General features: G+C 66.9%; 25 protein-coding genes. 12 read left to right on the forward strand and 13 right to left on the reverse strand.

The features are described from left to right. The first annotated feature begins 111 nt into the window (after nt 1–111). Nucleotides 112–1,350: an ABC transporter substrate-binding protein gene (locus G5A46_RS16380; protein ID WP_163851236.1), complete on the forward strand. Its 1,239-nt coding sequence runs from the start codon at nt 112–114 to the stop codon at nt 1,348–1,350. 57 nt (nt 1,351–1,407) lie between these two features. Beyond that, nucleotides 1,408–2,289, forward strand: a complete 882-nt coding sequence (locus G5A46_RS16385; protein WP_163851238.1) for a carbohydrate ABC transporter permease — start codon at nt 1,408–1,410, stop codon at nt 2,287–2,289. Between the two features lie 5 nt (nt 2,290–2,294). Here G5A46_RS16385 and atzF read toward each other — a convergent pair whose 3' ends face one another. After that, entirely contained in the window at nt 2,295–3,665 is a 1,371-nt protein-coding gene (gene atzF / locus G5A46_RS16390; protein ID WP_163851240.1) for an allophanate hydrolase, read from the reverse strand. A gap of 107 nt (nt 3,666–3,772) precedes the next feature. On the opposite strand from atzF, the gene G5A46_RS16395 reads away from it, so the two are divergent. The 8 genes from G5A46_RS16395 (at nt 3,773) to G5A46_RS16430 (ending at nt 13,425) form a co-directional block, all read left to right on the forward strand. Further along, the gene (locus G5A46_RS16395; protein ID WP_163851242.1) at nt 3,773–4,666 is read left to right on the forward strand and encodes a LysR family transcriptional regulator; all 894 of its coding nucleotides are present in this window, start codon (nt 3,773–3,775) and stop codon (nt 4,664–4,666) included. Between the two features lie 91 nt (nt 4,667–4,757). Next, nucleotides 4,758–5,438: a biuret amidohydrolase gene (gene biuH, locus G5A46_RS16400; protein ID WP_163851244.1), complete on the forward strand. Its 681-nt coding sequence runs from the start codon at nt 4,758–4,760 to the stop codon at nt 5,436–5,438. Between the two features lie 5 nt (nt 5,439–5,443). Then, entirely contained in the window at nt 5,444–5,782 is a 339-nt protein-coding gene (locus tag G5A46_RS16405) for a cupin domain-containing protein (protein WP_163851635.1), read from the forward strand. A 206-nt stretch (nt 5,783–5,988) separates the two neighbouring features. Continuing rightward, the gene (locus tag G5A46_RS16410) at nt 5,989–7,629 is read left to right on the forward strand and encodes an amidohydrolase family protein (protein ID WP_163851246.1); all 1,641 of its coding nucleotides are present in this window, start codon (nt 5,989–5,991) and stop codon (nt 7,627–7,629) included. 22 nt (nt 7,630–7,651) lie between these two features. Continuing rightward, on the forward strand, nt 7,652–8,647 hold the full coding sequence (locus G5A46_RS16415) for a TRAP transporter substrate-binding protein (RefSeq protein WP_163851248.1): 996 nt from the start codon (nt 7,652–7,654) through the stop codon (nt 8,645–8,647). Nucleotides 8,648–8,736: 89 nt separating this feature from the next. Then, on the forward strand, nt 8,737–9,237 hold the full coding sequence (locus tag G5A46_RS16420) for a TRAP transporter small permease (RefSeq protein WP_163851250.1): 501 nt from the start codon (nt 8,737–8,739) through the stop codon (nt 9,235–9,237). Further along, on the forward strand, nt 9,234–10,517 hold the full coding sequence (locus G5A46_RS16425) for a TRAP transporter large permease (RefSeq protein WP_163851252.1): 1,284 nt from the start codon (nt 9,234–9,236) through the stop codon (nt 10,515–10,517). The genes G5A46_RS16420 and G5A46_RS16425 overlap by 4 nt, the downstream gene beginning before the upstream one ends. Nucleotides 10,518–10,536: 19 nt before the next feature. Beyond that, nucleotides 10,537–13,425 (forward strand): FAD-binding and (Fe-S)-binding domain-containing protein, encoded by a 2,889-nt coding sequence (locus tag G5A46_RS16430; RefSeq protein ID WP_163851254.1) that lies wholly within the window; start codon nt 10,537–10,539, stop codon nt 13,423–13,425. A 309-nt stretch (nt 13,426–13,734) separates the two neighbouring features. On the opposite strand, the gene G5A46_RS16435 is transcribed toward G5A46_RS16430, so the two are convergent. The 6 genes from G5A46_RS16435 to G5A46_RS16460 form a co-directional block, all read right to left on the reverse strand. Next, nucleotides 13,735–14,877 carry a YHYH protein gene (locus tag G5A46_RS16435; protein WP_163851256.1) on the reverse strand — a complete coding sequence of 381 codons (1,143 nt, stop codon included), beginning with the start codon at nt 14,875–14,877 and terminating at the stop codon, nt 13,735–13,737. Beyond that, nucleotides 14,874–15,347 (reverse strand): MarR family winged helix-turn-helix transcriptional regulator, encoded by a 474-nt coding sequence (locus G5A46_RS16440; protein ID WP_163851257.1) that lies wholly within the window; start codon nt 15,345–15,347, stop codon nt 14,874–14,876. The genes G5A46_RS16435 and G5A46_RS16440 overlap by 4 nt, the downstream gene beginning before the upstream one ends. 381 nt (nt 15,348–15,728) lie before the next feature. Beyond that, nucleotides 15,729–16,772, reverse strand: coding sequence for an extracellular solute-binding protein (locus G5A46_RS16445; protein WP_204318777.1), 1,044 nt, complete (start codon nt 16,770–16,772; stop codon nt 15,729–15,731). A 37-nt stretch (nt 16,773–16,809) separates the two neighbouring features. Beyond that, nucleotides 16,810–17,625: an ABC transporter permease gene (locus G5A46_RS16450; RefSeq protein WP_163851260.1), complete on the reverse strand. Its 816-nt coding sequence runs from the start codon at nt 17,623–17,625 to the stop codon at nt 16,810–16,812. Next, nucleotides 17,622–18,491: an ABC transporter permease gene (locus tag G5A46_RS16455; protein ID WP_163851262.1), complete on the reverse strand. Its 870-nt coding sequence runs from the start codon at nt 18,489–18,491 to the stop codon at nt 17,622–17,624. The genes G5A46_RS16450 and G5A46_RS16455 overlap by 4 nt, the downstream gene beginning before the upstream one ends. Next, nucleotides 18,488–19,579, reverse strand: a complete 1,092-nt coding sequence (locus G5A46_RS16460) for an ABC transporter ATP-binding protein (RefSeq protein ID WP_163851264.1) — start codon at nt 19,577–19,579, stop codon at nt 18,488–18,490. Before G5A46_RS16460 ends, G5A46_RS16455 begins: the two co-directional genes overlap by 4 nt. Nucleotides 19,580–19,650: 71 nt before the next feature. Here G5A46_RS16460 and G5A46_RS16465 point away from each other — a divergent pair, with 71 nt between their 5' ends. Then, nucleotides 19,651–19,869, forward strand: coding sequence for a hypothetical protein (locus G5A46_RS16465; RefSeq protein ID WP_163851266.1), 219 nt, complete (start codon nt 19,651–19,653; stop codon nt 19,867–19,869). Nucleotides 19,870–20,030: 161 nt separating this feature from the next. Then, the gene (locus tag G5A46_RS16470; protein WP_163851268.1) at nt 20,031–21,698 is read left to right on the forward strand and encodes a N,N-dimethylformamidase beta subunit family domain-containing protein; all 1,668 of its coding nucleotides are present in this window, start codon (nt 20,031–20,033) and stop codon (nt 21,696–21,698) included. A gap of 69 nt (nt 21,699–21,767) precedes the next feature. On the opposite strand, the gene G5A46_RS16475 is transcribed toward G5A46_RS16470, so the two are convergent. From G5A46_RS16475 to fahA, 6 genes are all read right to left on the reverse strand, one after another. Next, on the reverse strand, nt 21,768–22,526 hold the full coding sequence (locus tag G5A46_RS16475) for an enoyl-CoA hydratase-related protein (RefSeq protein WP_163851270.1): 759 nt from the start codon (nt 22,524–22,526) through the stop codon (nt 21,768–21,770). A 31-nt stretch (nt 22,527–22,557) separates the two neighbouring features. Then, nucleotides 22,558–23,442, reverse strand: a complete 885-nt coding sequence (locus G5A46_RS16480; protein WP_163851272.1) for an alpha/beta hydrolase family protein — start codon at nt 23,440–23,442, stop codon at nt 22,558–22,560. Next, a complete protein-coding gene (locus G5A46_RS16485; RefSeq protein WP_163851274.1) occupies nt 23,435–23,893 on the reverse strand; it encodes a MarR family winged helix-turn-helix transcriptional regulator in 459 nt (152 codons plus the stop codon). The genes G5A46_RS16480 and G5A46_RS16485 overlap by 8 nt, the downstream gene beginning before the upstream one ends. Before the next feature lie 146 nt (nt 23,894–24,039). Then, a complete protein-coding gene (locus G5A46_RS16490; protein WP_163851276.1) occupies nt 24,040–24,321 on the reverse strand; it encodes a WGR domain-containing protein in 282 nt (93 codons plus the stop codon). Between the two features lie 90 nt (nt 24,322–24,411). Beyond that, nucleotides 24,412–25,038, reverse strand: a complete 627-nt coding sequence (gene maiA, locus G5A46_RS16495; protein WP_163851277.1) for a maleylacetoacetate isomerase — start codon at nt 25,036–25,038, stop codon at nt 24,412–24,414. Between the two features lie 3 nt (nt 25,039–25,041). Next, nucleotides 25,042–26,268 (reverse strand): fumarylacetoacetase, encoded by a 1,227-nt coding sequence (gene fahA, locus G5A46_RS16500; RefSeq protein ID WP_163851279.1) that lies wholly within the window; start codon nt 26,266–26,268, stop codon nt 25,042–25,044. Nucleotide 26,269: the final 1 nt, after the last annotated feature.

The following is a 26,269-nucleotide window of genomic DNA, read 5'->3' on the forward strand; positions in this document are numbered from 1 at the left end:
CGGGGGGGTGGGCTGATGATTTCCGCGCGCGGGTTCCGGCCCGCGCGCCAACAGAAGGGCCGAACCAACCGGCCCGCTTTCGAACACTCATACCAACAGGAAGGAAAGATCATGAAAACCAGGTTTACCCGCTGCTCCACCCTTGCGCTGATGGCCGGAATGCTCGCCGCGCCCGCCATGGCGCAGGATGTCACCATCCGCGCCCTGATGGAGGACGTGCCCGAAACCCGCATCATCGAAGAGCTGCTGCCCGAGTTCACCGAAGCGACCGGCATCGCCGTGGAGTTCGAAAAGGTCGGCTATGGCGACATGCATGACAAGCTGGTGGCCCAGCTGGTCGGCGGCCAGTCCTACTACAACCTGCTGTCCGTCGATTTCCTGTGGGCCGGGGAATTCCCCGAAGCCGGCTGGCTGACCGATCTGGGCCCCTATGTCGAAGAGACCGGGTTCGACATGTCCGGCTTTATCCCGTCCATGCTGGACCTGCTGGGCGCGACCGAGGACAACCTGCCGATCCTGCCGATGTACAATTATTCCATGGGTCTGATCCACCGCAGCGACATCCTGGAGGCACGGGGCGTCGCGCTGCCCGACACGCTGGAAGGCTACGTGGAGCTGGCCAAGGCAGTTTCCGCCGACGGTCAGGTCGTGGGCGCCGCGATGCAGGGGCAGAAAGGCGACCCGAACTCCATGGAGTTCTCCAACTACCTGTTCTCCGCGGGGGGCAGCTATCTGGGTGAAGACGGCACCGTCACGCTGGACAGCCCGGCGGCGGTCACCGCCCTTGGGCTTTATGCCGATGCCATCCAGAACGCCGCCCAGACCGGCGCGCTGTCGGCCACGCTGGACGACACGATGCGCCTGATGTGCAGCGGCGAGGCGTTCTCCATGGTCACCTATTGGTGGATGCTCCCGCAGCTGGACAATGCCGAAACCTGCCCCGAAGTGGCGGGCAAGCTGTCGCTGTCGGTCATGCCGGGCGGTGCGGGCGAATCCGGCGGCTGGGGCTGGGGCATTCCGACCAACGTGTCGGATGCGGAGAAGGACGCCGCCTGGCAGTTCATCTCCTGGGTGCAAAGCCCTGAGATCGCGGTGAAACGCGCCGTACAAGGCCATTCCCCGGTGCAATCGGATGTGTTCTCCGCCGCCGAGGTTCTGGAGGCGCATCCCTATTACGCCGACGGGCAGAAGGTGGTCGAGGCGGGCAAATCCTTCCCGATCTTCACCTATACCGCGCAATACGAGGACGTGCTGGGCACCCAGATCTCCCTGGCCGCCAGCGGGGATGCCACCCCCCAGGAGGCCATCACCTCCGCGGCCGAGGGCCTGGCGGAACTGATGGAAGACTGATCGCACCAGCCCCGCCCCGGAAACGTGGCGGGGCTTTTCATCCCTCCCGGAGAGTTCATGCCCGACTACAGCATTTCCCGTGCGCGCCGCCGACTGGGCCGGTTGTTCGCCGCCCCCGGCCTTGCCCTTCTGACGATCACCATGGGCCTGCCGCTGGGCTATGCGCTGGTCATTTCCCTGTCCAACATGACGCTGATCCGGCCCCGGCTCAGCCCGTTTCAGGGGTTGGAAAACTATATCGAGGTTCTGACAGACCCGATGTTCTGGTCCTCGCTCGGCGTGACCTTGCGGTTCTCCGCCGCCGCCGTGATCGGAGAATTCGTCGTCGGGCTGGCCATCGCCTTGCTGCTGACCAAGGTGGTGCGGATGCGGGCCGTCTATTTCGCCATCCTGACCCTGCCGATGGCCATGTCCCCCGTCGCCGTGGCGCTGATCTGGAAGATGTTGCTGCAACCCAATCTGGGGATCGTGAACACCACGCTGGGCCAACTGGGCATCGCGCCGGTGGATTGGCTGGGCAGTCCCGATCTGGCGCTTTCGACCCTGGTCTTCGTGGAGATCTGGCAGCAGACATCCTTTGTCGTGCTGCTGTTGTCGGCGGGCCTGGCCTCCCTCCCGCGTGAGCCGTTCGAAGCGGCGGAGGTCGACGGCGCAGGGCCTGTTGCGCAATTCTGGTACATCACCCTGCCGATGCTGCGCCCCGTGGCCGCCATCGCCATCGTCATCCAGCTGATCAACGAATTCCGGACCTACGATCTGGTCTACGTGATGACCAAGGGCGGGCCCGGCATCTCGACCGAGCTGCTGTCCTTCTACGCCTACAAGCGGGCGTTCCAGGGCCTGGCCATCAACGAGGGCAACGCCGCCGCCTTCCTGTTGCTGATGGTCGTGCTGGCGATCACCGTCGTCTTCTTCTGGATTCTCGAACGCCGACGCTGAGGGGATCAGCCGCGCGGCCAGCCGGTGGCGCCCAGGGTCCGCGCGCCAGCCTGCTCCAGCGCCTGGCCCATCGCGGCCAGCCGCGCGTCCTGTCCGGCCCCGGCCAGCAGCGTCACGCTGCCCGGCCGCCCGTCGCTGCGCGCGGGAATGGGCAGGGCCAGAGCGCACATGTCCAGCAGGTTCACGAAATTGGTATAGGTGCCCAGGTTGGAATTGGGGCCGACGGGATCGCGCTCCAGATCGGCGACGCTGTAGAAAGTGGGGATCGTCGGGACGCACAGCAGATCCAGATCGGCCATCACCTCCTCCACCCGGCGGGTCAGATCCTTCAGCCGGTAGAAACCGCGAAAGGCGTCCGTCGCGCTCAGCGTTTCGGCCTTGGCGATGATCTGGCGGGTGACGGGCAGGATCTCCTCCGGCGCGCGCGCCAGCAAGTCGGCGATGACACTGTGCCGCTCCGCCACCCAGGCGCCATTGTAAAGCATGTCGGCCACATCGTGGAACGGCGTGAAGTCCAGCGGCACGATCCGGTGGCCCTGCGCTTCCAGCAGGTGCAATCCGCCGTGGAAGGACGCCGCCTGCGCCGTGTCGCCAAAGGTCTGCAAGATCGCGTCGTCGGGCACACCGATGCGCAACCCGGTGGGCGCAGCGGGCAGGGCCGGGGCGTCGATCCGCCGGGCATAGCTGTCGGCGGGGTCGAACACCGCCCCGACGCGAAATGCCGCATGTGCATCCGCGATGGTCAGCGCGAAGACCGATATCGTCTCCACCGACCGGCAGGCGGGCACCGATCCGCTGGCCGACCAACTGCCCAGCGTCGGCTTCAACCCGACGATGTTGTTCAACGCCGCAGGCACCCGCCCCGATCCGGCGGTGTCGGTCCCCAGGGCAAAGCTGACGATGCCCTGCGCCACGGCGACGCCCGATCCGCCAGAGGATCCGCCCGGCACGATTTCCGGGTCCACCGCGTTTTTCGGCGCGCCGTACGGCGTGCGCACGCCGACCAGCCCGGTGGCGAACTGGTCCAGGTTGGTCTTGCCGATCACGATGGCCCCGGCCTCCCGCAGGCGCGCAACGACAAAGGCGTCGGCCGAGGGCCGGTATTCCCAGGCCGGGCAGGCGGCGGTGGTGGGCAGGCCGGCGACGTCGATATTGTCCTTCACCGCAAAGGGGATGCCCCACAGCGGGCGCGATGCGTCGCGCGGACCCAGGGCTGCGACCTCGGCCTGTACCTCCGCCTCCGCGCGCAGGGTGATGAAGATGCCGGGATCCGCCACGTCGCGAATGCGATCATAGACCTGCGCGATGATCTGCGACGGCGGCACGCCATCGTCATAGGCGCGGGCCAGGGAATCGAAAGTCAGGGGGATCGTCATGGGCATTCTCCGGTGCTGGGACCGGCAGGGGAGCGCGAATCTCCGGTGAACTCAATTGCCAAGTTTTCACAGAAGTGATGCAATAAATGCAGCATAAGGGGATCGCGATGCGCCATCTGAAAGACTTTCAATTTATCGAGGCCGTCGCCCGCGCCGGGTCGATCCGCAAGGCGGCGGAAGATCTGCATATCACAGCCTCCGCCCTGAACCGGCGGATTCAGCGGTTCGAAGAGGATTTCGGCACCCGCATCTTTGAACGGTTGCCGCGCGGGATGCGCCTGAACCCGGCCGGAGAGCTTGTGATACAGCATTTCCGCAGCCAGCAAAGTGACCTGCGCCGGGTTCAAAGCCTGGTCGCCGACCTGGGAGGAGAGCGGCGCGGCCATGTCTCCATCGCCTGTTCCCAGGCTCTGGCGCCCTATTTCCTGCCCGGTCAGATCGCCCGCTACCGCGCCGAACATCCGGGTGTCACCTTCTCGGTCCAGATCCGCGACCGCGCCGCGGCAGAGGAAGATTTGCGCAGTTTCCACAGTGACCTGGCCCTGGTTCTGGAACCCGCGCACCTGGCCGATGTGGAGACCCTGGCCGTCCTGACGCAGCCGGTGCACGCGGTGATGCGCGCCGACAACCCGTTGGCCCGGCAGGCCGAAATCCGGCTGCGCGCCTGCCTGGACCAGCCGCATGTGGTGCCCGGACGCTCCTACGCGGTGCGGCGGATGCTGGAAGCCGCGCTGGCCCCGACTTCGCGGCAATTGTCCCCGATACTGGAGGCGGACTCATTTGATTTCATGCGCCATTACGTGGAATTCGCGGATGCGCTGGCGTTCCAGATCCCTGTCGGGCTGCGCCTGCCGCCGGGGCTGACCTCCCGTCCGCTGGCGCGGCGGGACATCGCGCCGGGGCGGCTGATCCTGGGCCAGCTGCGCGGGCGCAGCCTGCCCGTCGCCCCGGCCCGCTTCGCACAGCAATTGATGCAGGCCCTGGACCATCTGGCAAAGTGATGCATTTTCCGCACCGGATTTGCCAAAATTCAGCACAACTGAGCATCGCGAAGCTTTGCTAGCCTGCGGGCACACAGCAGAGGAACCGCAGATGCCCCCAATCGACGCCACCCCCTATGCCTGGCCCTATAACGGCGACCTGCGCCCGCAGAACACCGCCCTGATCGTCATCGACATGCAGACGGATTTCTGCGGACCGGGCGGATATGTGGACAAGATGGGCTATGACCTGTCGCTGACCCGCGCGCCTATCGGGCCGATCGCCCGCCTGATGGCGGCGATGCGGGCCGGGGGCTATCCGATCCTCCACACCCGCGAGGGGCACCGCCCCGACCTGGCCGATCTGCCCGCGAACAAGCGCTGGCGCTCTCGCCAGATTGGCGCGGGGATCGGCGATGCCGGTCCCTGCGGGCGCATCCTGGTGCGCGGCGAACCCGGCTGGCAGATCATCGACGAACTGGCCCCCCGCCCCGGCGAAATCATCATCGACAAGCCGGGCAAGGGCAGTTTCTACGCAACCGACCTGGACCTGACCCTGCGCACCCGCGGGATCGAGAACCTGATCCTGACCGGGATCACTACCGATGTCTGCGTGCACACCACCATGCGGGAGGCCAACGACAGGGGCTACGAATGCCTGCTGGTCGAGGATTGCTGCGGCGCCACCGACCGCGCCAACCACGATGCCGCGATCCGCATGGTGCAGATGCAGGGCGGCGTATTCGGCGGTGTCAGCACCTCCGCCGCCGTGATCGCGGGGCTGGCGGCGTGAGTCCGATGGTCTTTGCCGACCTGCTGGGCACGGGTCGCGCGGCGCTGACATTTGAACCGTTCCGCCCAGGGGTGGAGATCTGTTCGCTGTGGCGTGACGGCCCGGACGGCGGCGAATGGGCGGTGCTGCGCTACCAGCCCGGCGCCTCGGTGCCCCGGCACCGTCATCCGGGGATGGAGACGATCCTGGTGCTGGAAGGCGCGCAAAGCGATGAAACCGGCACCTATCGCGCCGGTGACATGGTGTGCAACGCACCGGGCAGCGTGCATTCCGTCCGCTCGGACAGCGGTTGCATGGTGCTGATCTTCTGGGCGCAACCGGTGGAGATCCTTCTCCCCGACTGATCCGGCACCAGCCCTGCCCCTGACCTCACCCCACGGGCTTCGGCGAATCGCCACGCCTTTTCCTATGATGCCGACACTGCCCTCCCCCCGTCGCCCCGAAGCGGCGGGGGGTCAGGCGCGTGGAACATTGGAATTCTGTGAGATCAGTTGTCAGTTGTCAGACATCTGATTTCCTAGTAGACCCATCCTGGAGGAGAGACCCGCACATGCGTTCCGAAACCCCGCTAGACCTGCGCCCCGTCGGACGGCGCCGCATCTCGGACGAGATCGCCGGCCAGCTGTCCGAAATGATCACCGGCGGCACCCTCTCCGTCGGGGACAAGCTGCCGACAGAAGCCGAGCTGGTGAAAACCTTCGACGCCGGACGCAGCGCGGTGCGCGAGGCGATCGCCCAACTGCGCGAGGCCGGGCTGGTCGAGACGCGGCACGGAATAGGTGCCTTTGTCTGCTCTCCGGTGGCGGCGTCCGGGTTCAAGATCGACCCGCAGATCCTGTCGTCCCTGGAACATCTGCGGCAGGTGCTGGAACTGCGCATGGAGATCGAGGTCGCGGGCGCCGCCATGGCCGCCCGTCGCCGCACCCTGTCGCAGTTGCGCAGCGTGGAGGACGCCTTTGCCAAGGTGCAGGCGGCGCTGGAGGCAGGCGGCCCCGCGATGAAGGAACAGCGCCTGTTCCACCAGCATGTCGCCATCGCCACCAATAATCCCTATTTCCGCGACCTCATGCGGTTTCTCTATATCCGCATCGACGCCGGGATCGCCGATGACCTCGCCCGGTCCGTTCTCAGGAGCGATGGCCCGCTGGAGATCGAACGTGAACTCCACACCATACTCGAAGCCATCCGCACCGGCGATCCCGACAGGGCCCGCCGCGCGTCATGGAACCACCTGCTGCGCACGGCCGACCGACTGGGCCTGCGCGGCCTCCAAGGCTGGGAGGAAAGCCGCATGACCTCACTCGGTGAAGTCGAAATCCCCGTCTGCGCCGCCGCGGACCTGAACCCCCATGCGCCGCGTTTTGTCCCGCCGGCGGGCGCTACGGATTGCCATGCGCATATCTTTGGCCCCGATGCGCAGTATCCCTATACCCCGCATCGCACCTACACCCCGCCCGAGGCCAGCACCGCCGCCTATTTCCACATGCTGGACACGCTGGGGCTGGACCGGGGCGTGATCGTGCAACCCTCGGTCTATGGCCGCGACAACCGCTGCACGCTGGATGTGGTGCGCCGCCATCCCGATCGGCTGCGCGCCGTTGTGGTGGTGGACGAGGACATCACCGAAAAGGAACTGGAAGAGATGCACGAAGCCGGCGCCCGGGGCGTGCGGCTGAACCTGCTGTTCCGCTCCGGCGTCGAAGTCTCGGACGTGCGCAAGATCGCCGAAAAGGTCGCCGCCCTGGACTGGCATCTGCAAATGCTGATCGATGTCTCCGAATTCGCCGATATCCGCGACACGCTGGGCACGCTGCCGGTGGAAACGGTCTTCGACCACCTGGGCCATATGCCGACCTCGGCCGGGACCAGTCACCCCGGCTTCCAGGAGATGCTTTCGCTGGTGGCGGATGGCAAATCCTGGGTGAAGTTGTCGGGCAGCTATCGCATCACCGGCCAGAACGAGACCCCCTATACCGATATCGCGCCTTTCGCGCGCGAAATCATTCGCGCCAATCCCGAACGCGTGCTGTGGGCCAGCGACTGGCCGCATCCCTACATCAACGTCGACATGCCCAATGACGGCGCCTTGCTGAACATGCTGGACGACTGGGCGCCCGACACGGCCACGCGGGATCGCATCCTGGCCCAGAATCCAGCGCGTCTTTATGGGTTCGAACCCCCCAACACCTGATCATCCAAGGGAGGATACCAAGATGATTGCACTCAAGAAAACCGCCACGGCCCTGATCGCCGCCGCAACCCTGGGCGCCACCGCGCTGCCCGGCCTGGCGCAGGACACGCTGCGCATCGGCTGGACAACCTCGGACGGGGCACAGGATCCCTATGCCATTGCTGCCCGCGCCATCGCGGCCGAGCTGGAGGACCGCCTGCCGGGCAAGTTCGCCGTGCAGATGTTCCCCAACAACCAGCTGGGCGACGAAAAACAGATGCTGGAAGGGCTGCAATACGGCACGCTGGACGTCGGCATCATCACCAATGCCGCCATCGCCAATGTCGATCCGGCCTTCCAGCTGAACGACATGCCGTTCCTGTTCGCGGACGAGGCCCAGGCCCACGAGGTGCTGGACGGCGAAGTTGGCCAGGAGCTGCTGGCCAAGCTGTCGGACAAGGGAATGGTCGGTCTGGGCTTTGCCGAAGGCGGGTTCCGCAACATGATCAACAACAAGCGCCCGGTGACCACCCCCGCCGACGTGGAAGGCGTGAAGTTCCGCACGATGCAAAGCCCGGTGTTCATCGGCATGTTCTCCTCGCTTGGCGGCAACCCCACGCCGATGGCCTGGTCCGAAACCTTCACCGCCGCGCAGCAGGGCACCATCGACGGGCTGGAGATCCCGCTGGCGGTGATCTTTGCCAACAAGTACCCCGAAGTGACGGATTACCTGTCCCTGACCAAGCATACCTACAGCGCTCTTGGCATCATCGTGTCGCAGCGCAGCCTGTCTAAACTGTCGGACGACGAGCGCATGGCCTTTGCCGGCGCCGTATCCGACGCCATCGCCAGCCAGCGGGAGCAGGTGGCGCAGAACTCCGCCGACCTGATCACCAAGCTGGAAGAGGCCGGCATGGAAGTGAACGAGATCGAGAACCCCGCCGCCTTCCGGGAGAAGGTGCTGCCGGTCTACGACGAGTTCAAGCCGCAGATCGGCGAAGCGCTGTTCGACAAGGCGCTGGCCGCCGTCCAGAACTGATCGCCCGCCCCGGCGCCGTTCCCCACCAGGCGCGGCGCCGGTTTTCCTGACCAGTTTTCCTGACCAGCTCTCCAGACCAGGAGCCGAGAATGATCAAGCTGTTGGACCGAACCTCCCATTGGGTCGCGCGCGCCACCGATATCGTCGTCATCGGGATGGCATCGGTGATGATGACCGCGCTGATCCTTCAGGTCTTTTCCCGCTACGTGCTGGGCGCCTCGCTCGTCTGGTCCGAGGAACTGGCCCTGATCCTGTTCACCTGGACCACGCTTCTGGCCGCGACTTCGGTCCTGCGGGACATGGCCCATGTGCGGCTGGATGTGCTGATTTCCTACCTGCCCGGCGGGCTGCGCCTGTGGTGGGAACGGGCGATCACCCTGGCCATCCTGGCCTTCTGCATCGCGCTGGCGGTGTCGGGCTATGATTACACGGTCAGCACCATGGGCCAGGTGTCCGCCGCGATGCGCCTGCCGATCGAGGTTCTGCACCTGGCCGCGCCGGTCTGCGGCGGCCTGGGCGCGCTGCACGCGCTGGCCCGCCTGTTCCGCCCCGCAGCCCCGGCCGAGACCCCGAAGGAGATCGTGGGATGAGTGTTGTCGCAACCGCCATCCTGGCGACCTTCCTGATTTCCATGTTCGGCGGGATGCCGATCGCGTTTTGCCTGGGCATCGCCTCGGTTCTTGGCCTCTACCTCGCGGATTTCCCGTTGGTGATCCTGGCGCAGCGGCTGATCGCGGGCACGCAAAGCTTCTCCATCCTCGCCATTCCGGGGTTCATCCTGGCCGGGGACCTGATGATGCATGGCGGGCTGTCGCGGCGGCTGGTGCGGTTCTGCCAGGCGCTGGTGCAGCATGTCACCGGCGGGCTGGGCATGGTGACGGTGCTGTCCGCCACCTTCTTTGCCGCGATCTCCGGCTCTGCCCCGGCGACGACGGCCACCATCGGCGGCATCATGATCCCCGAGATGGAGCAACGCGGCTGGCGGCGCGACTTCTCCGCCGCGCTGGCGGCGGCCTCTGGCCCCATCGGCCAGATGATCCCGCCGTCGATCCCGATGATCATCTGGGGCGTGGTGGCCGAAGATTCGATCAATCAGCTGTTCCTGGCCGGCATTATCCCCGGTCTGCTGATCGCCCTGGGGCTGATGCTGGTCTGCTGGATCGTGGCGCGCCGCAGTCCCGATATCCCGCTGGAGCCGCGCGCCACACGGCGCCAGCTGATCGACAGCCTGTGGGACGGCAAGTGGTCGCTGCTGGCACCCGTCATCATCCTGGGCGGCATCTACGGTTCGATTTTCACCCCGACGGAGGCCTCAGCCATCGCGGTGTTCTATGCCCTGATCGTGGGGCTGTTCATTCACCGCGAATTGCCGCTGCGCGACCTGGGCCGGGTGATCATGGCATCGATGCGGACATCCGCCATCGTGTGTTTCATCATCGCCATCGCCTCCGCCTTCGGGTGGCTGGTCGCGATCGAACAACTGCCGTCGGCCATCGCGGGGGGGATCATGTCGATTTCCACCAATCCGATCGTGATCCTGCTGATCCTGAACGTCTTCCTGCTGTTCATCGGCGCGATCATGGACAATATCGCGGCGATGATCATCCTGGGCACGACGCTGTCCTCCATCGGGGCGCAGCTGGGGCTGGACCCGATTCACCTGGGCGCCATGGTGGTGATCAACCTGGCGATCGGCATGGCCACGCCGCCCTTTGGCTATTCGCTGTTCGTCGCCTCGGCGATCAGCAAAATGCCCATCGAACGGATCAGCCTGGCGCTGTGGCCGATGCTGCTGGTGTCCTTCGTGGTGCTGATGCTTGTGACCTACGTGCCGCAGGTGACATTGTTCCTGCCGTCGCTGATCCGCTGACAGGCATCGCATGAAGGACATGGCCGTTACGACGACCGTCGCCCCCGTCACCCGATTGTTGCAGGAGCTGGGGCGCCGCGGCTTCAAGGGGCAGGCCCGCACCGCGCGCGCCGCGCGGGTGGTCCATGCCACCGACAATTCGATCTATTACCGCGAGCCGGCCTGCGTGCTGGAACCTGCCGGCCCTGCCGATATCGCCACCGCCCTCACCGCCGCCAACCAGGCCGGCCTGCCGATCACCCCGCGCGGCGGCGGCACGGGGACCAACGGGCAATCGCTGACCGATGGCGTGGTGCTGGACACTTCGCGTTTCATGAACCGGATCCTGGATTACGATGCCGCGCGCGGCATCGTCCGCGTCGAGCCGGGCGTGGTGCTGGACCAGCTGAACGCATTCCTCGCCCCGCAGGGCGTGTTCTTTCCGCCCGCCGTTTCAACCGCATCGCGGGCGACGCTGGGCGGGATGGTCGGCACCGATGCCTCGGGCAAGGGGTCGCGGCGCTACGGCCGCACCTCGGATCACCTGCATGCCGCCGAGGTGGTGCTGGCCTGCGGCACCCCCGCCCGGTTCGCGGATCTGCCCGGTGACGCGCCCGCTCCCGATGGCCCGCTGGGCGCCGCCGTGCGCCTTTTGCGCGCCGAGCTGCCCACCCATGCCGCCGAGATCGCCCGCGTCTTCCCTGTGATGAACCGGGGCCTGACCGGCTATAACCTGGCCGGGCTGCACGGCCGCGACGGCACCCTGCACCTGCCCAGGCTGCTGGCCGGATCAGAAGGCACCCTGGCCATCATCACCGCGCTGGAATTGCGGGTCACCCCCCTGCCCGCCCATCGCGGCATGGCGATCATCGGCTATGCCGATACGCTGACCGCACTTGGCGCGGTGCCCGACCTGCTGCCCGCCGATCCCGACGCCGTGGAGTTCCTGGACGACGTCACCGTGCGTCTGGGCAAGACAACCCCCGCCTGGCCCGTGCTGGAGCCGCTGCTGGGCAGTGCCCTGGCCGAATGCGGCGGCTATCTGTTCGCCGAGGTCGCGGGCGACACCCCCGCAGAGATCGACCGCCAGCTGGCCGCCCTGGAACAGGTTGCCACCGCCGCCACGCCCGCCGTGGGCATCCGCACCACCCGCAGCACACAGGAGATGGCCGCGATCAACGGGCTGCGCAAGGATGCCGTGGGTCTGATGGGCAAGGGCAAGGGCGCGCTGAAGGGCACCGCCTTTGTCGAGGACGCCGCCGTGCCACCCGACCGGCTGGTGCCCTTTGTCGCCGGGTTCCGTGACATCCTGGCAGCTCAGGGGCTGGATTACGGCATGTATGGCCACGCCGATGTCGGCTGTGTCCACGTGCGCCCCCTGATGGACATGCGCCTGCCCGACCACCGCGCCCGCATCCGCCCGGTCTCCGATGCCGTGGCGCGGTTGGCGCGCGAACATGGCGGGCTGATCTGGGGTGAGCACGGCAAGGGACTGCGCGGTGAATACGGTGCGGATTACTTTGGCCCGCAGCTCTTTGCCCTGATGCGCCGGATCAAGGCGGCGTTCGACCCCGCCAACCGCCTGAACCCCGGCAAGCTGGCAACCGCCGCCGGGACCGAATTGGCACTGGACCGGATCGACGGCATCGCCTTTCGCGGCGCGCGGGATCAGCGGATCGCGGCGCAGGACGGCTATGCCAGGGCGGTGGATTGCAACGGCAACGGCGCCTGTTTCCACTGGGACAGCGCGCAGGAGATGTGCCCGTCCTACAAGGTGACGCGCGACCGCGTGCAATCGCCCAAGGGCCGCGCGGCGCTGATGCGCGACTGGCTGCACGCGCGCGAAACCGGCAGCGATGCGGCTGCGGCCACGGCCGAAACGGCGCTGGCCGACAGCCTGGCGACCTGCCTGTCCTGCAAGGCCTGCACCAGCCAATGCCCCGTGCAGGTCGACATCCCCACGATGAAGGCGCGCTTTCTCGCGGCGCGTCACGCCACCCGGCCCAGGCCCGCCCGCGACCACCTTCTGCGCCGGATGGAGGGGTTGACCCTGCTGGCCGCGCGGATGCCGACGCTGGCCAATGCCGGGCTGCGGCTGGGCCGGGGCGCGCTGGCGCGGACGCTGGGGCTGGTGGACCTGCCCCGGCTGGACCGGACGGGCCTGTCGCGGCGGATGCGCGCGGCGGGCGCCCGGCAGCTGGCCCCCGGTGCCGCCCTGCCCGCCGGGGTGGATCCCCATCGCGCGGTGATCCTGCTGTGCGACAGTTTCCTGGCTCCGTTCGAGCCGCAGGTGCTGGAGGCCACGGCCCGGCTGCTGGCACGGATGGGGCTGACGGTGTTCCACACGCCGCCGCTGCGCAACGGCAAGGCGTTGCAGGTGCGAGGATTTCAGGCGGCCTTTGCCCGGACACAACAGCGCGCCATGGCGGATCTGACGGCCCTCGCCACCACCGGCCTGCCCCTGGTCAGCGTGGAGCCGGCGGCCACCATGCTCTACCGTCAGGATTTCGACGTGTTGCCCGCCACCGCGCTGCCCCTGTCGCTGGACCGGTTCCTGCACGAGAGGCTCGCCGCGATGCCGCGTGCGGGCGGTGGCGCGTTCCGGCTGATCGGCCATTGCACCGAAACCGCGGCCGATCCCGCCAACCTGACCCGCTGGGCGGCGATTTTCGACGCGGCGGGCCTGCGCCTGACCGCGCACCGCGCCGGCTGCTGCGGCATGGCCGGCCTGTTCGGTCACGAGACCGAACACCGGGAGATGTCGCGCCGGATCTTTGCTCTGAACTGGCACGAGAAGGTGACGCAGGATAGCGCGCCGCCGCTGCTGGCCACCGGCTTTTCCTGCCGGTCCCAGGCACGGCGGTTCGCCGATACGCCGCTGCCCCACCCGGTACAGGCCCTGGAACAGGCGCTGCGCGACACGGGCTGAGGGGAGCAGCCGCGCCAACCCGTGCCCCGGCCACCATCGAGGCTCCGGGCGCGGCAGCCCCCCTGTCTCGGGCCAAGCGCGCCGGGATTCATCACCCCCCGCCGATCCACAGCGGTTTTGACCGATTCAGGTAGTGCGGCGGCCGCCGATCACGCTGATGGGCCTGGAGTTCGCCGTCGGTGACCCTGTCGGCCTGTCATTCCGGCAATCTCACGGCGGCGGGGCGAGAACCTGGCCGAGGGCCTGCCAGAGACGCGGCGCGAGACCCCCGAGGTGCCGGACGCTTGCCCGACCTGGGCCGGGCCGCGATCAGGGCCGCGCCGGCAATGCAGCGCGCAACGCCTCCACCGAAACGCCCAGCGTCTGGGCCGCCGCATCGAAATCCGGTCGCGGACCGGTGCCCAGAGCATCAAGCAGGGCAGGCAAGGTCACACCCAGTGTCTTGGCGGCGTCGTCCATCCCTTCGGGCAGACCACCGCCCTGACCGGGAGCACCATTCGGGCCAGCACCGCCGAAACCGGCGGCACCGATGCCGTTCTGCGCAGTGGTGGCGAATTTGTCCTGCGCGGTCAGCCCCACCAGGCAGGTGGGCAGGTTCGGAAATTCGGGGGAGGCATGGTAATGGTAGGTCTCCCCCTGCGCGGTGGCCCCGACATGGCCGTTGCACTGGTCCAGCCCTTCCGGCTTGGTCCCGTCAGCCTCAAGACTGCCCATCATCGGGAACCCGTCGAAGGCATAGCCGAAGATCGCCGTGGGATCTTGCGCCACCGCGCCACAATCCACCGCGACCCCCTCGTGTTCGGCAATGGTGTCGATGTCGGTCGCGGTCGCGTGCCAATGGTACCAGCCACCGGGATCAATATGGCCGCCGCAGACATCCAGCGCAGGCAGGTGACCTGTTTCAAGGACCGAGGGCGCATCGGCGAAGATCGGCACGCCGTCCAGCGCCACGCCCACCTGTGCGACGGTCCCAAGTCCCGTGGCGTCTTCGGCCATCACCGGCGTGACCGGCAGGCGCATGGTGATGATGACACTTTCGTCCTGTGTGGCCATCAGGCAGGAATGGTCCGCCGTGGGCCGCGCGCCGGACCCGGGGTCACTGATCGCGATGGTGCCGTCCTCGTCGTAGAACTTGTAGCCCTGCGCGGCGAGCATCTCCCAAAAGGCGCGGTCCAGCTTGTACAAGCCCGCCTCCTCTCCGTCCCAATCCCACAGACCACCTTCGCCATCGATGTCCGAGGGGCAGAACGGCCCGATCTCCAGCTCCGCGGGCTTGTAGGGCACGGTGAATTCATAGCATTGCGCCGTGCTGCCGTCTTCCAGCGTGCAATCGACGATGGCCGGTTCGCTGGCAAAGGCCGTGGCGTTGAAACGCGCGGGATCCGGATGGGCATGGGCTGTCATTGGCAACAGCGAAAGCGCGACCAACCAGGGGGCCGGGGATCGGGTCATGAGTCTGTCTCCTCAGGGTGCAGGGATGTGTGCGGGGGTTGGGTACCGGGGACATGCGCGCCCAGGGCCTGATGCAGCTTGAACGCGCCTTGCAGGAACGCATCCGCCGTGTCCGGGCCCAGAAGGTCGCGGATCATCCTGTCCATGTCCTCCCAGGCGGCTTCGATTTCCGCGCGCAGATCCTGACCCTTGTCGGTCAGTCGCAGGACATTGATGCGCGGATCATCGGGATCGGGGCTGCGCGAGATCCAACCGCCATTGATCAGGCGGGCGGTCATCGTGCTCATGCTGGCGGGGGTGACATCGAATTGCCGCGCCAATTTTCCCTGAGAGGCCGTGCCGAGACGCCCCAGGGCATCCACGACACGGGCCTGGCGCGGTTGCAGGTTCAGCCCGCGCAGCCGTTGGCGCAGGCGGGCCTCCAGGATATCGGCGGAGTGCAGAATATGATGGATGCCAAATCTTTTCACAGCGCAGTTAGTATCCTAACTATCCCTGTGCGACAAGGGCGGGCGACCCGTTGGCGTGGAGGAGGACGTCGGGGACTGGCGGTATCCCGCCATGGGCAGGGGCGTGGCGTTCCATGCGAAGTGCTAGAAAGGCGGGTGGGTGCAGAACAGGTGTTCGATCTTCACCGGCGTGGCAGCGGCATGGTCGGTTTGTCGGGATGGGGCAAGTCCCGATGTGATACCGCAGGCCACCCAACGCGGCACTTCCGCGCGACCCACCATGCCGCGGCGCCATTCCGCGCGCGCGCCCGGCAGACGGTGCACCGGAGAACAGGGCACGGTCCACGGAGTTCAATCAACGGCCCGTCGCGCGGGCGGGTCAACGCCGCCCGCGCGGTCAGGTCATTGCAGAAGCCAGTTGGTCCAACGCTCCCGCAGCGCATCGCGATTGGCGCCGATCCATTCGAAGTCGGGATCGACAAGCATGTCGTAATTCGCCGGATAGGTCGCGTAGAGCTTCTGCTCGTCCTCGGGCAGCTGGCTCAGCCCGATGGTGGAGGAGGTCGCATAGCCCACCGCCTGGATGAAACCGGGATGCCCGTCGGCGGCGCCGTAGAAGAAATTGATGAACGCCATCGCGCCCTCGGGATTGGGCGAGTCCTTCAGCACCGCGAGGTAGCCGGTATCGCGGATTGCGCCATCCCAGGCCATGGCAAAGGGCGATCCGTCCTGGATGACCTTCAGCGCGCGCCCGGAATAGGCCATCGTCATCGCGATCTCGTTGTCGCGCATGATCTGCTGAACCTGGTTGCCGGTCTTCCACCAGACGGCGATATGGGGGCGGATCTCCTCAAGCTTGGCATAGGCCCGGTCCAGGTCAAGCGGGAACAGATCCTCTTTTGCGACGCCGTCGGCCAGAAGCGCAACGGTGGGCAGCCACCAGTCGCGGTCACCGGTATCGGGCAGGCCGCGCGGACCGGGATAGGTCTCCACGTCCCAGAAATCCGCCCAGGATGCAGGCGCATTCCCGGCGTAGGTCTCGGTGTTGTAGGTCAGGACCATGCCGCCGGTGGTGCGGGCAATGCCCTTGGGCTGGCAGGCTCCGGGCAGCGCGTATTCCCGAACGTTGTCCAGGCTGTCGCAGGGGATCGTCTCCAGCATATCGGCCTTGCCGACCAGATCCGGGCCGGTCGCGGTCACGATGTCGAATTCGACATTGCCGGTCCGCACCATGCCCTCGGCGCGGGCCCATTGGTCGGGCACCTCGATATCGAAGGGGATGACCTCCGTCCCGGTTTCCCCGGCGAACGGCAGGTAGAACCATTGCTCCATCTGGTTGCGCATCAGGCCACCCGTGGTGGCGATCACCAGCTCGTCCGCCCGCGCGGCCGTGCCGGCCGTGAGCAGGGCCAAAGCCAGCATCGCGGCCTTTTTCGTCATCTTCATGTCACTCTCCTTGTCGTCGGTGCCGTGGTGGGCCGGATCACCCGTCTTGCGCGGGCATTTTCCGGGATTGGGCCATGCGCCGCAGGATCGCGGCGGAGACCAGAACAAAGATGGAAACGCCGGTCAGCAGCACGGCGATGGCCGGGATCACCGGCGTCAGGTTCTGTTCGATGTTGTCGAACATCATCCGGGGCAGCGTCTTGTCGCGGATACCGGCCAGAAAGAACGAGATCACCGGTTCGTCAAAGGACAGGATGAACGCGAACAGCGCCCCCGACAGGACATTGGGCAGGATCAGCGGCAGGGTGACCAGCCGGAAGGCATCGAAGCGCGACGCGCCGCAACTCATCGCCGCGTCCTCCAGCGTTGCATCGACCGAGCTGAGCGCCGCCGCGACGGTAAAAACCACGAAGGGCATGGCGATGATGGCATGGGCCATGACATAGCCGGCCACCGTGCCCGACAGGCCCGTGCGCTGGAAGAACAGGTACAGCGCCACGGCCAGCGCGATATGCGGCACCACGATGGGGGTGATCAGCAGGCCCTGGAACAGGCTGCCCAACCACCCCGCGCCGCGCATCAGCGCATAGGTGGCCATGGTGCCCACAACCACCGTGACCAGAGCCGTCAGCACCGCGATCTTCAGCGAGAAGACAGAGGCCTTCATCCAGCGCGCATTGCCGAAGAAGGCGCCGAACCAGTCCAGGGTGAACCCCTCGGGCGGAAAGGTCAGGTAGTCGGGCACGCTGAAGGCCATCGGCAGGATGACCACGATCGGTGCCAGCACGAAGATCAGGACCAGGTAGACATAGGCCATCAGCAGCAGGCGGCCGGGATCGGGGCGACGGGTCATAGCTGCCCCCCCAACATCCGGTCAAAGCGGAAGACCCGGCTGAACAACAGTGTGATCGCGGTGACGAACAGCGTCAGCACGCCCACCAGCGCGGCTGCAAACGGCCAGTCGAGGAATTCGCGCAATTGCTGGGAAATCAACGTCGCGATCATCATCTCCTGCGGAGAGCCAAGCAGCGCGGGCGTGATGAAATAGCCAAGCGCGGTCAGGAACACCAGGATGAACCCGCCCAGCACTCCCGGCATGGCCAGCGGCAGCGTCACCTCCCGGAACCGGCGCAACGGCCCGGCCCCGCAGATCGCCGCCGCCCGTCCGTAATCGGCCGGGATGTTGCGCAGCGCGCCATAGATCGGCAGCACCATGAACGGCATCAGCACATGGGTCATCGCCACCACCACCGCACCCTGGGTATAAAGCAGACGCATCGGCGCCTCGATCAGGCCGATGGCCTGCAAGGCGTCGTTGATGATGCCGTTGCGTTGCAGCAGCACGGCCCAGGCCGCCGTCCGTACCAGGACCGAAGACCAGAACGGCAGCAGGACGCAGGCAGTGATGAACACGGCCATCGCCCCGCCCGAAGACACCATGGCCATCGCCACCGGAAAGGCCAGAAACAGCGACAGAACCGCCACCATCAGCGCGATCCACAAGGTCCGCAGCAGCACCTTGCCGTAGACGGGATTGTCCAGAATACGCTCGTAATTCTGTAGCCCGACCTGCGGTTCGGTGACCGAAATCGACAGCAGGCTGAACAGCGGATAAAGAAAGGCAAAGCCGATCAACAGGAAGAACGGCGCCATCAACAGGAAGGCCCCCGCGCGCGACAGGGCGCGCCCGTCCGGCTGGAAAAGGCGCGCCGGGCTCATGCTGTCGTCTCCCCGTAAACCAGCATCGCATCGGCGTCGAAGACCAGGCCGATACGGTCGCCCACCGCCAGCGCCGGCAGCCCGGCCGAGGGCACGCGGGCGCGGATCTCCGTCCCGTCCGCCAGTCGCGCGATCAGCAGCGTACCGGCCCCGGCATAGACCACCTCCTCAAGCGTGGCGGGCAAGGCCCCGGGCGCGTCGGGCGCGGTGACGCGCAACCGTTCCGGGCGCAGGGCCAGCGTGGCGGCCCCTTCGGGCACCCGACCGATCAGGGACGCGCCCGGCGGATCCAGCCGCTGCCCCTGCCCCAGGGCCAGGGCGCTGCCGTCCCATTGCGCGGGGATCATGTTCATTTCGCCGATGAACCCGGCCGAAAACAGGTTGGCTGGCCGCTCGTACAACTCTCGCGCGGGGGAAATCTGCTGGATGCGCCCGCCCCTGAGGATGGCGACCCGGTCGGCCATGGTCAGCGCCTCGCCCTGATCATGGGTGACAAAAACGACGGTCACGCCCAGTTCGGAATGCAGCCGCTTGATCTCCAGCTGCATTTCCTCGCGCAGGTTCTTGTCCAGCGCGGACAGCGGCTCGTCCATCAGCAGCAATCGGGGTTGGTAGACAATCGCGCGGGCCAGGGCGACGCGCTGGCGCTGGCCGCCGGACAATTGCGAGGGCATCCTGTCGCCGTAGCCCTGCAAGCGCACGACCTCCAGCGCCTCGGCGGCGCGGTGGCGACGGCTGGCGCGCGTCTCCCCCCGCATTTTCAGCGGAAAGGCGACGTTGTCGAGAACCGTCATGTGCGGGAACAGGGAATAGTGCTGGAACACCATGCCGATATTGCGCTTTTGCGGCGTCAGGCGGGTGCAATCGCGGCCGTCGATGGTAATGGACCCGCCGCTGGGCACTTCGAAACCGGCCAGCATCATGAGAACCGTGGACTTGCCGGACCCCGACGGACCAAGCAGCGCCAGGAACTCGCCGCTCTGGATGTCGATGGACAGGTCATCGACCGCCTTCAGCTGGCCGAACCGCTTGTCGAGCCCGCGCACCTGGATCTCGGCGCCGGCCGGCATGGGGTCTTGTTGCGCCATATGTCTCCCCGTTCTGGATGCGCGACCATGATCGCGCCGCAATGTGTTCAGGCACTAGAACATGATATACCATGTATAACAACTTTTTTCAGACCCTTTGGGGCAAAGCAGAGAGAGAAAGCGGCCGCCCAAAGGGCTGGACACCGGGCGCAGGGGCGCGAATGAAAAGGATTTACGTTGATTTTTCTGACTATTACAGGACAATCGTCAAACTCAGCCCATCAAAAAATGTTGCTGATCTGCCCATCAATTCCCGAACTATCCCTGCCTATCGGGCAAGCAAAGCTTGACGGATCGGCGATTATTCGACCTTCTGGTATATCACAAGACTCGGGCCATTCCCCGATTGCCCTCCTCTACAGCATCACCCGGACGGCAGCCGGTTGACATTCCGCTACCCCCTCCGGCCCGATTCCACTATCAGAACCAGCCCCCGAAGGACGCCCCGCCGATGACCCGATCCAAGTTCCGCTTTCCCGAAACCGGCCCCCATGCCGTCGCCCCCTGGGGCGTGCGCAAGGGCTATGCCGACGAGCATTTCCTGGCCGATTACCGCTACCAGGCCCCGCGTGAGGATCCCGACCTGGCCGAAGTCTTCGTCTACACCCCGCGCATGTCCTACGATCCCGGCGAAACGGTGGAATTCCACGGCTCCACCACCGCAGAAACCTGGACCTTGCAAATCTACCGCGACGGCTGGCAGCCCGAAATGGCGCACGAGGCCCACGACCTGCCCGGCAGCTTCACCCGGACGGCCCCGACGGCCTATATGGACGGCTGCGACTGGCCGGTGCTGCATTCCTGGACCATCCCCGCCGACCAGCGGCCAGGGTTCTATCGCGTGGTGTCCACCTGCCTGCGACAGGACGGTGAACGGTTCGTGCAACATCATTTCCTCGTGGTGCGACCGACACCCGAGACCCGCCAGGGCAAGATCCTGTTCATGCTCGCCACCGGCACCTGGACGGCCTACAACGACTGGGGCGGCGCCAATCATTACTTCGGCACCTGGGGGCCGAACGGCAACGAGGGCTCACCGCATCTCAGCCTGCACCGGCCCTGGACCCGCGGCATGCTCTGGCTGCCCAAGGGCGCAGCGCGGATCGCGCAGAACCGGATGCCCGAGATGAACGACCTGCCCGGCTACCCGTCCAAGGAATGGGGCTATTCCCACGGCTTCGGCCAATATTACGCCGCCGCCGGCTGGGCCCAGTTCGACCGTCACTTTGCCGTCTGGGCCGAACAACAGGGCTATGGCTTTGACATTGTCACCCAGACCGACCTGCATCTGCGCCCCGAGATCCTGGACGATTACACCTGCCTCGTCACCGTGGGGCACGACGAATACTGGTCCTGGGAAATGCGAAAGACGGTCGAGGAGTTCGTTGAGCGCGGCGGCAACTTCTCCCGGTTCGGGGGCAATTTCCTGTGGCAGATCCGGCTGGAGGACGACGGCGCCCGGCAGGTCTGCTGGAAGACCAGGGCACCCCAGATGGACCCGGTCCGCGACGATCCGCAGCGCCGCCACCTGCTGACCGCCTCCTGGGAAAGCGGCGCGGTCGACTGGCCCGGCGCTTCCACCGTGGGGGTCAATGGTTGCCATGGCATGTATGGCAGCTGGGGCGGGTTCGCGCCGCGCGGCTCACGCGGGTTCACCGTCTACCGGCCCGAGCATTGGGCGTTCGAAGGGACCGACCTGCGCTATGCAGATGTCTTCGGCGCGGAGGCCGGGATTTTCGGCTACGAGGTCGACGGGCTGAACTACACGTTCGAGCGCGGACTGCCCTACCCCGTCGCAGATCCCGGCGTGCCGGAAGGGATCGACATCCTGGCCATGAGCCCCGCCGTCCTGTTCGAATATGAACATGAGGGTCCGGGATACCGCTATTACGTGCGCGATTCCGATCTGGCTGGCCTGGCCGAACTGGCGGCGGCGGACACCCCGGTCGCGCGGCGCAATTACCAATACGGATCGGGCATGGTGACCAGCATGACACGCGGCAAGGGCGAAGTCCTGACCGCCGGATCCTGCGAATGGATCATGGGTCTGACCCGCCGCGATCCCTTTACGGAGACGATCACCCGCAACGCACTGGACCGGTTCAGCGGGGTGGCGTGACGCGGTACCCCGCTGGCCGCCGCGCTGGCCCTAACTGGGGGGCGGGCCTGGGCGCCCGCCCCGCTGGCGTTACTTGAACACCGGTGCGCGCTTGGCCATGCGCGCGGCGACGGCCTCGGCGAATTCCGGGGTTTTCAACTGGGCGGAGAATAGCACGGATTCGCGATCCATCTGCGCCTTCACCTGATCGCGTCCATGGCGGATCAGCGCCTTGGTCTCGCGCATCGCGGTGGGGGCGGAGGCGGCGACCCCGGCGGCCAGACGCGCGGTTTCCGCCGTCAACTCCGCTCCGGGTACAAGACGGGAGGCCAGGCCGGCGGCATGGGCCTCCGCCGCTGTCAGCACACGGTTCGCCAACAGCATGTCATTGGCCAGCGCCATGCCGATCAGCGCGGGCAACAACAGCGAGGATCCGGCCTCCGGCACCAGGCCCAGCCCGACAAAGGGCGTGCTGAACGTCGCCTCCTCCGCGATCACCACCAGGTCGCAATGCAGCAGCATCGTCACGCCGACACCGATCGCCGGACCGTTCACGGCGGCGATCACCGGCTTGGGGCAGGTCGACAGCGCGGTCAGAAAGCGCAGCACCGGCGGGGTCTCCGTACTGCGGTCGCCCATGGCGAAGTCGCGCACATCGTTGCCGGAGGTGAAATACTCCGCCGCCCCCGTGATGACAAAGGCGCGGGCGGTGTCGTTGGTGGCGTAATCCTCCAGCGCGTCGGCCATGGCGGCATACATCGCCTGGGTGATCGCATTGCGTTTCTCCGGCCGGGCCATGGTCAGGGTGGTGACACGGTCCCGGGTGGTGAGGGTGATATTCTCGGTCATGGGATGCCTTTTGCGTTGAAGTTCCAAGATGTCAGGCCGGTTCGGGGGCCTCCTCGCCCCTGGCCAGCCAATTTCCGATGTCCTGCCACAACACCTCCCGTCCCTTGCGGAAGGCACCGTCATGGCCAATGCGGCGCTGGCCGATCTCGGCCGGGCTGCGCATCACGATGCGGTGCGGGGCGGCGGGATAGACGCGCAGCAGGTCGCGTGCCGTGGCGGGGGTGGCGATGGGGTCGTCGGAAAACAGCCAGGACCGGATTGGCGCCGTGACCGCCCCATAGTGATGCGGCGCCAGCGCGCCGTCCAGGTCGGGCCGGAAATAGGCGCGTCGGTGGCTCCACCGCCGCCATGTGCGGAACAGGCGCGGCGGCAGCGGCTCGCCCCGCCAGCCACCCGCGCGCGGGATATGACCGTGACGGGCCAGCGCAACGCTGCCCAATCCCCACCAGAAATACAGCTCGGCCGGGATGTTGCCCAGGTGATGCCCGCCGAAATAGCCGGTCCCGACCGATACGAAGGCATGGCGCGCAATCCGCCCGTGATTGGGCGCCAGGCCGATGAAATGGCCGCCGACGCTATGAGCCAGGTGGGTCAGGGTCAGCCCCTTGGCGGCGCCCGCCAGCGCGCCGATGGCGGCGGTCAGGTCGTGACGGCCCCAATCGGCATAATCGATCTGGTGCCAGCGCGGATCCTGCGCCCCGGACCCGCCGATGCCCCGGTAGTCATAGGTCAGCACCATCGCGCCCTGCCTGGCCAGGTAGGTCGCCGCCGCATCGTAAAACCGGCGCGGGTACCCCGTTCCGGCGGATATCAGGATCGCCAGTTTCGGCGCCGCGGGCTGGTACAGATCGCCCTCCAGCAGCCAATCGTCCGCGGTGCGGAACCGCAGCGGCGCGACGGTCACCACGTCAGCCATCGGTGCGCGCCTCCGGTTGGTTGATGATGCTGTCCGCGTTCTCCGTCAGGTGGGTCAGGAAACGGTCGATCACCTGCTGCTCATGTGCGGAGAAGGGCGCCAGCAGCGCGGCGTTGAACCGCCGGGTCTCGGCGCCACCCTGGGCCAGCAGCGCGCGGCCGGGGGCACACAGGTACAGCTGGGTGATGCGGCCGTCCCGTTCCGAGGGGGCGCGCCGGACCAGCCCGCGCGCGCACATGCGGTCCACCAGGCCGGTCAGGCTGGATTTGCCCATCGACAGGATGCGCGACACCTCGGAGATCGGCAGACCGTCCTTGCGCGCCAGGATGAACAGCACCGCCAGCTGCGAGGTCGACAGCCCGACCCGGCTGCGGATGCGGTGATCGGCGGCCCGGAACAGGGCGGCATGGGCCACCTGCACCTTGTGAAAGATCCTGAGCTGATCGGCCATTTTTGTTCGTGTCCGTACTAACCGTATTTGTTCGTAGGCGAACCATCAGCCGGGCGCAACAGGGTCGGGACATGACGCCGCGTAGCGGGCGGCCGGCGCAATGGGGTGGACGGAATGGGGTGAGGTTGGGGCCGAGGCCGGGCGGCTCAGCCCGCGACGTAGCCGCGCCGCCGCTTGGCCGCGGCATGTTCCATCAACGCGGTGACGGCGCGCCCCTCGTCACAATGGCATTCCGCCACCGTGCGCCCGCCGCTGCCCAGCCGCCCCCATTCACGCACCAGCGAGACGCCCCCGAAGAGATCGGGTTGCAAGGTCATGCGATAGAACCGCCGCATGTTGCGCGACGGATCCTCCCGCCGCAGGTCGAGAGAAGTGGGAAAGACGTCCAGCTGCCGAGGATCGTCAGGGAGATCAGCGCGTTCGGCCATGGCAAGATGCTAGCAGGACGCCCTCCATGCCACCAGAGCAGCAGATGCGACAGCGCCGCGCCTGTGGCCGGAAAGGCGCGGCGGCGGAGGTCAGGGCGCCATCGCGTCGGGCCGGGCGTCGCGAAAGGCGGACAATGACGCGCAGGCCTTCGCCACCCGGCGAAGACGAGGCAGATCGTCCACCGGCACGCCCCATCTGTCGGCGTTGTAAAGTTGCGGGACCACGGCCAGATCCGCCTGTGTGACCAATTCGCCCATGGCATAGGGGCCGGTGGCATCCAGCAGCGCCTCCACCGCCGCCAGTCCCGGCCGGATGAACCGGGCCATCCACGCCGCCCGCGCGCTGTCCCGTCCGGTCAGGGCCACGACATGATCCGCCACCGACAGGTTGCAGACCGGGTGCAGATCCGCCGTGATCGCCTGCACTGCCATCCGCATCCGCGCCGCCTGCGCCGGGTCGGCGGGGCGCAGGGACAGGCGGCCTGTGTCCTCCAGGTAGTCGAGGATCGCCATGGATTGCGTCAGCCGCAGGCCGTCGATCTCCAGCACCGGGACCAGCCCCTGCGGGTTCAGCGCCCGGTAGGCATCGCTGCGCTGTGCCCCGGCGACCAGGTCCACGGGCCGGCTGTGCCAGTCGATCCCGGACAGGTTCAGCCCGATCCGCACCCGGTAGCTGGCGGTGGAGCGCCAGTAATCGTGCAGGATCACGGCGCCCATCTGTCAGTCCCGGTCCACGGCAGGCAGCACCGTGCCGGCACAGGCGCCAAAGCCGACGCGATAGCCCTCCGCCTGTGCCGCGCCGCGCAGGGTCAGCGTATCGCCATCCTCCAGGAACCGCCGTGTCCGGCCATCCTCCAGAGTGACCGGCGCCTGCCCGCCGCGCGTCAGCTCAAGCAGCGATCCGCAGCTGTCGGGCGTCTCGCCCGAGATAGTGCCGGAGCCGAGCAGATCGCCCACCCGCATCGGACAGCCCGAGGTGGTGTGGTGGCACAGCTGCTGCGCGGCTGAGAAATACATCTGGTTGTAGTTGGTCCGCGCCAACTGCGTCTCCGCGCCCCCCGCAGGCGCCAGGCTGACGGTAAGGTCGATGTCGTACAGCATCGGCCCCGGCTCTGCGAGGTAGGGCAGCAGCGGGCGTTCGCGCGCCGGTGTCGGGGTGCGGAACGGCGCCAGCGCGGCGGCGGTGACGATCCAGGGGCTGATGCTGGTGGCCGTCGCCTTGGCCTGAAACGGGCCCAGCGGCTGATATTCCCAGGCCTGGATATCGCGCGCCGACCAATCGTTCAGCAGAACGTAGCCAAAGATCATCGCGTCCGCCTCCGCGACGCTGACCATGCCGTCGGAGGGCTGACCGACGATGGCGCCCAGCTCCAGTTCGAGGTCCAGGCGCGCGCAGGGGGCGAATGTCGGCAGTGGCTGGTCCGGCGCCTTCAACTGACCCCAGGGCCGGCGCAGATCACTGCCCGACACCACGACCGAGGACGCGCGCCCGTTGTACCCGATGGGGATCGACAGCCAGTTCGGCGGCAGGGCGTTTTCGGCGCCGCGAAACAGGGTGCCGACATTCACCGCGTGGTTCTTCGAGGCATAGAAATCGGTGTACTCGCTGACCGTGAAGGGCATCAGCAACCGTGCCCCGGCCATCGGCACCAGATGCGGCGCCACCGCCCCGCGATGAGTCGCATCGCCCAGCAAGTCGGTCAACCGCGCCCGCAACGCCGCCCAGACCGCCGGGCCCGCCGCCATCACCGCGTTCCACGACGGCGCGGCGAACAGGGCCGGGTCCTGCCCGTGATCCACCGCCGCCACGTCCAGGATGCGATCCCCGATCGCCACCCCCATCCGCGCGCCCTGCCCGGCGTCGAACACACCGTAGGGCAGGTTGTTCAGGGGAAAATCGCCCTGCGGATCATTCGCCGCCTCGACCCAACTTTGCATCATGGTCATA

Origin of the sequence: Pseudooceanicola aestuarii, from assembly GCF_010614805.1 — a bacterium.
GTDB lineage: Bacteria > Pseudomonadota > Alphaproteobacteria > Rhodobacterales > Rhodobacteraceae > Pseudooceanicola > Pseudooceanicola aestuarii.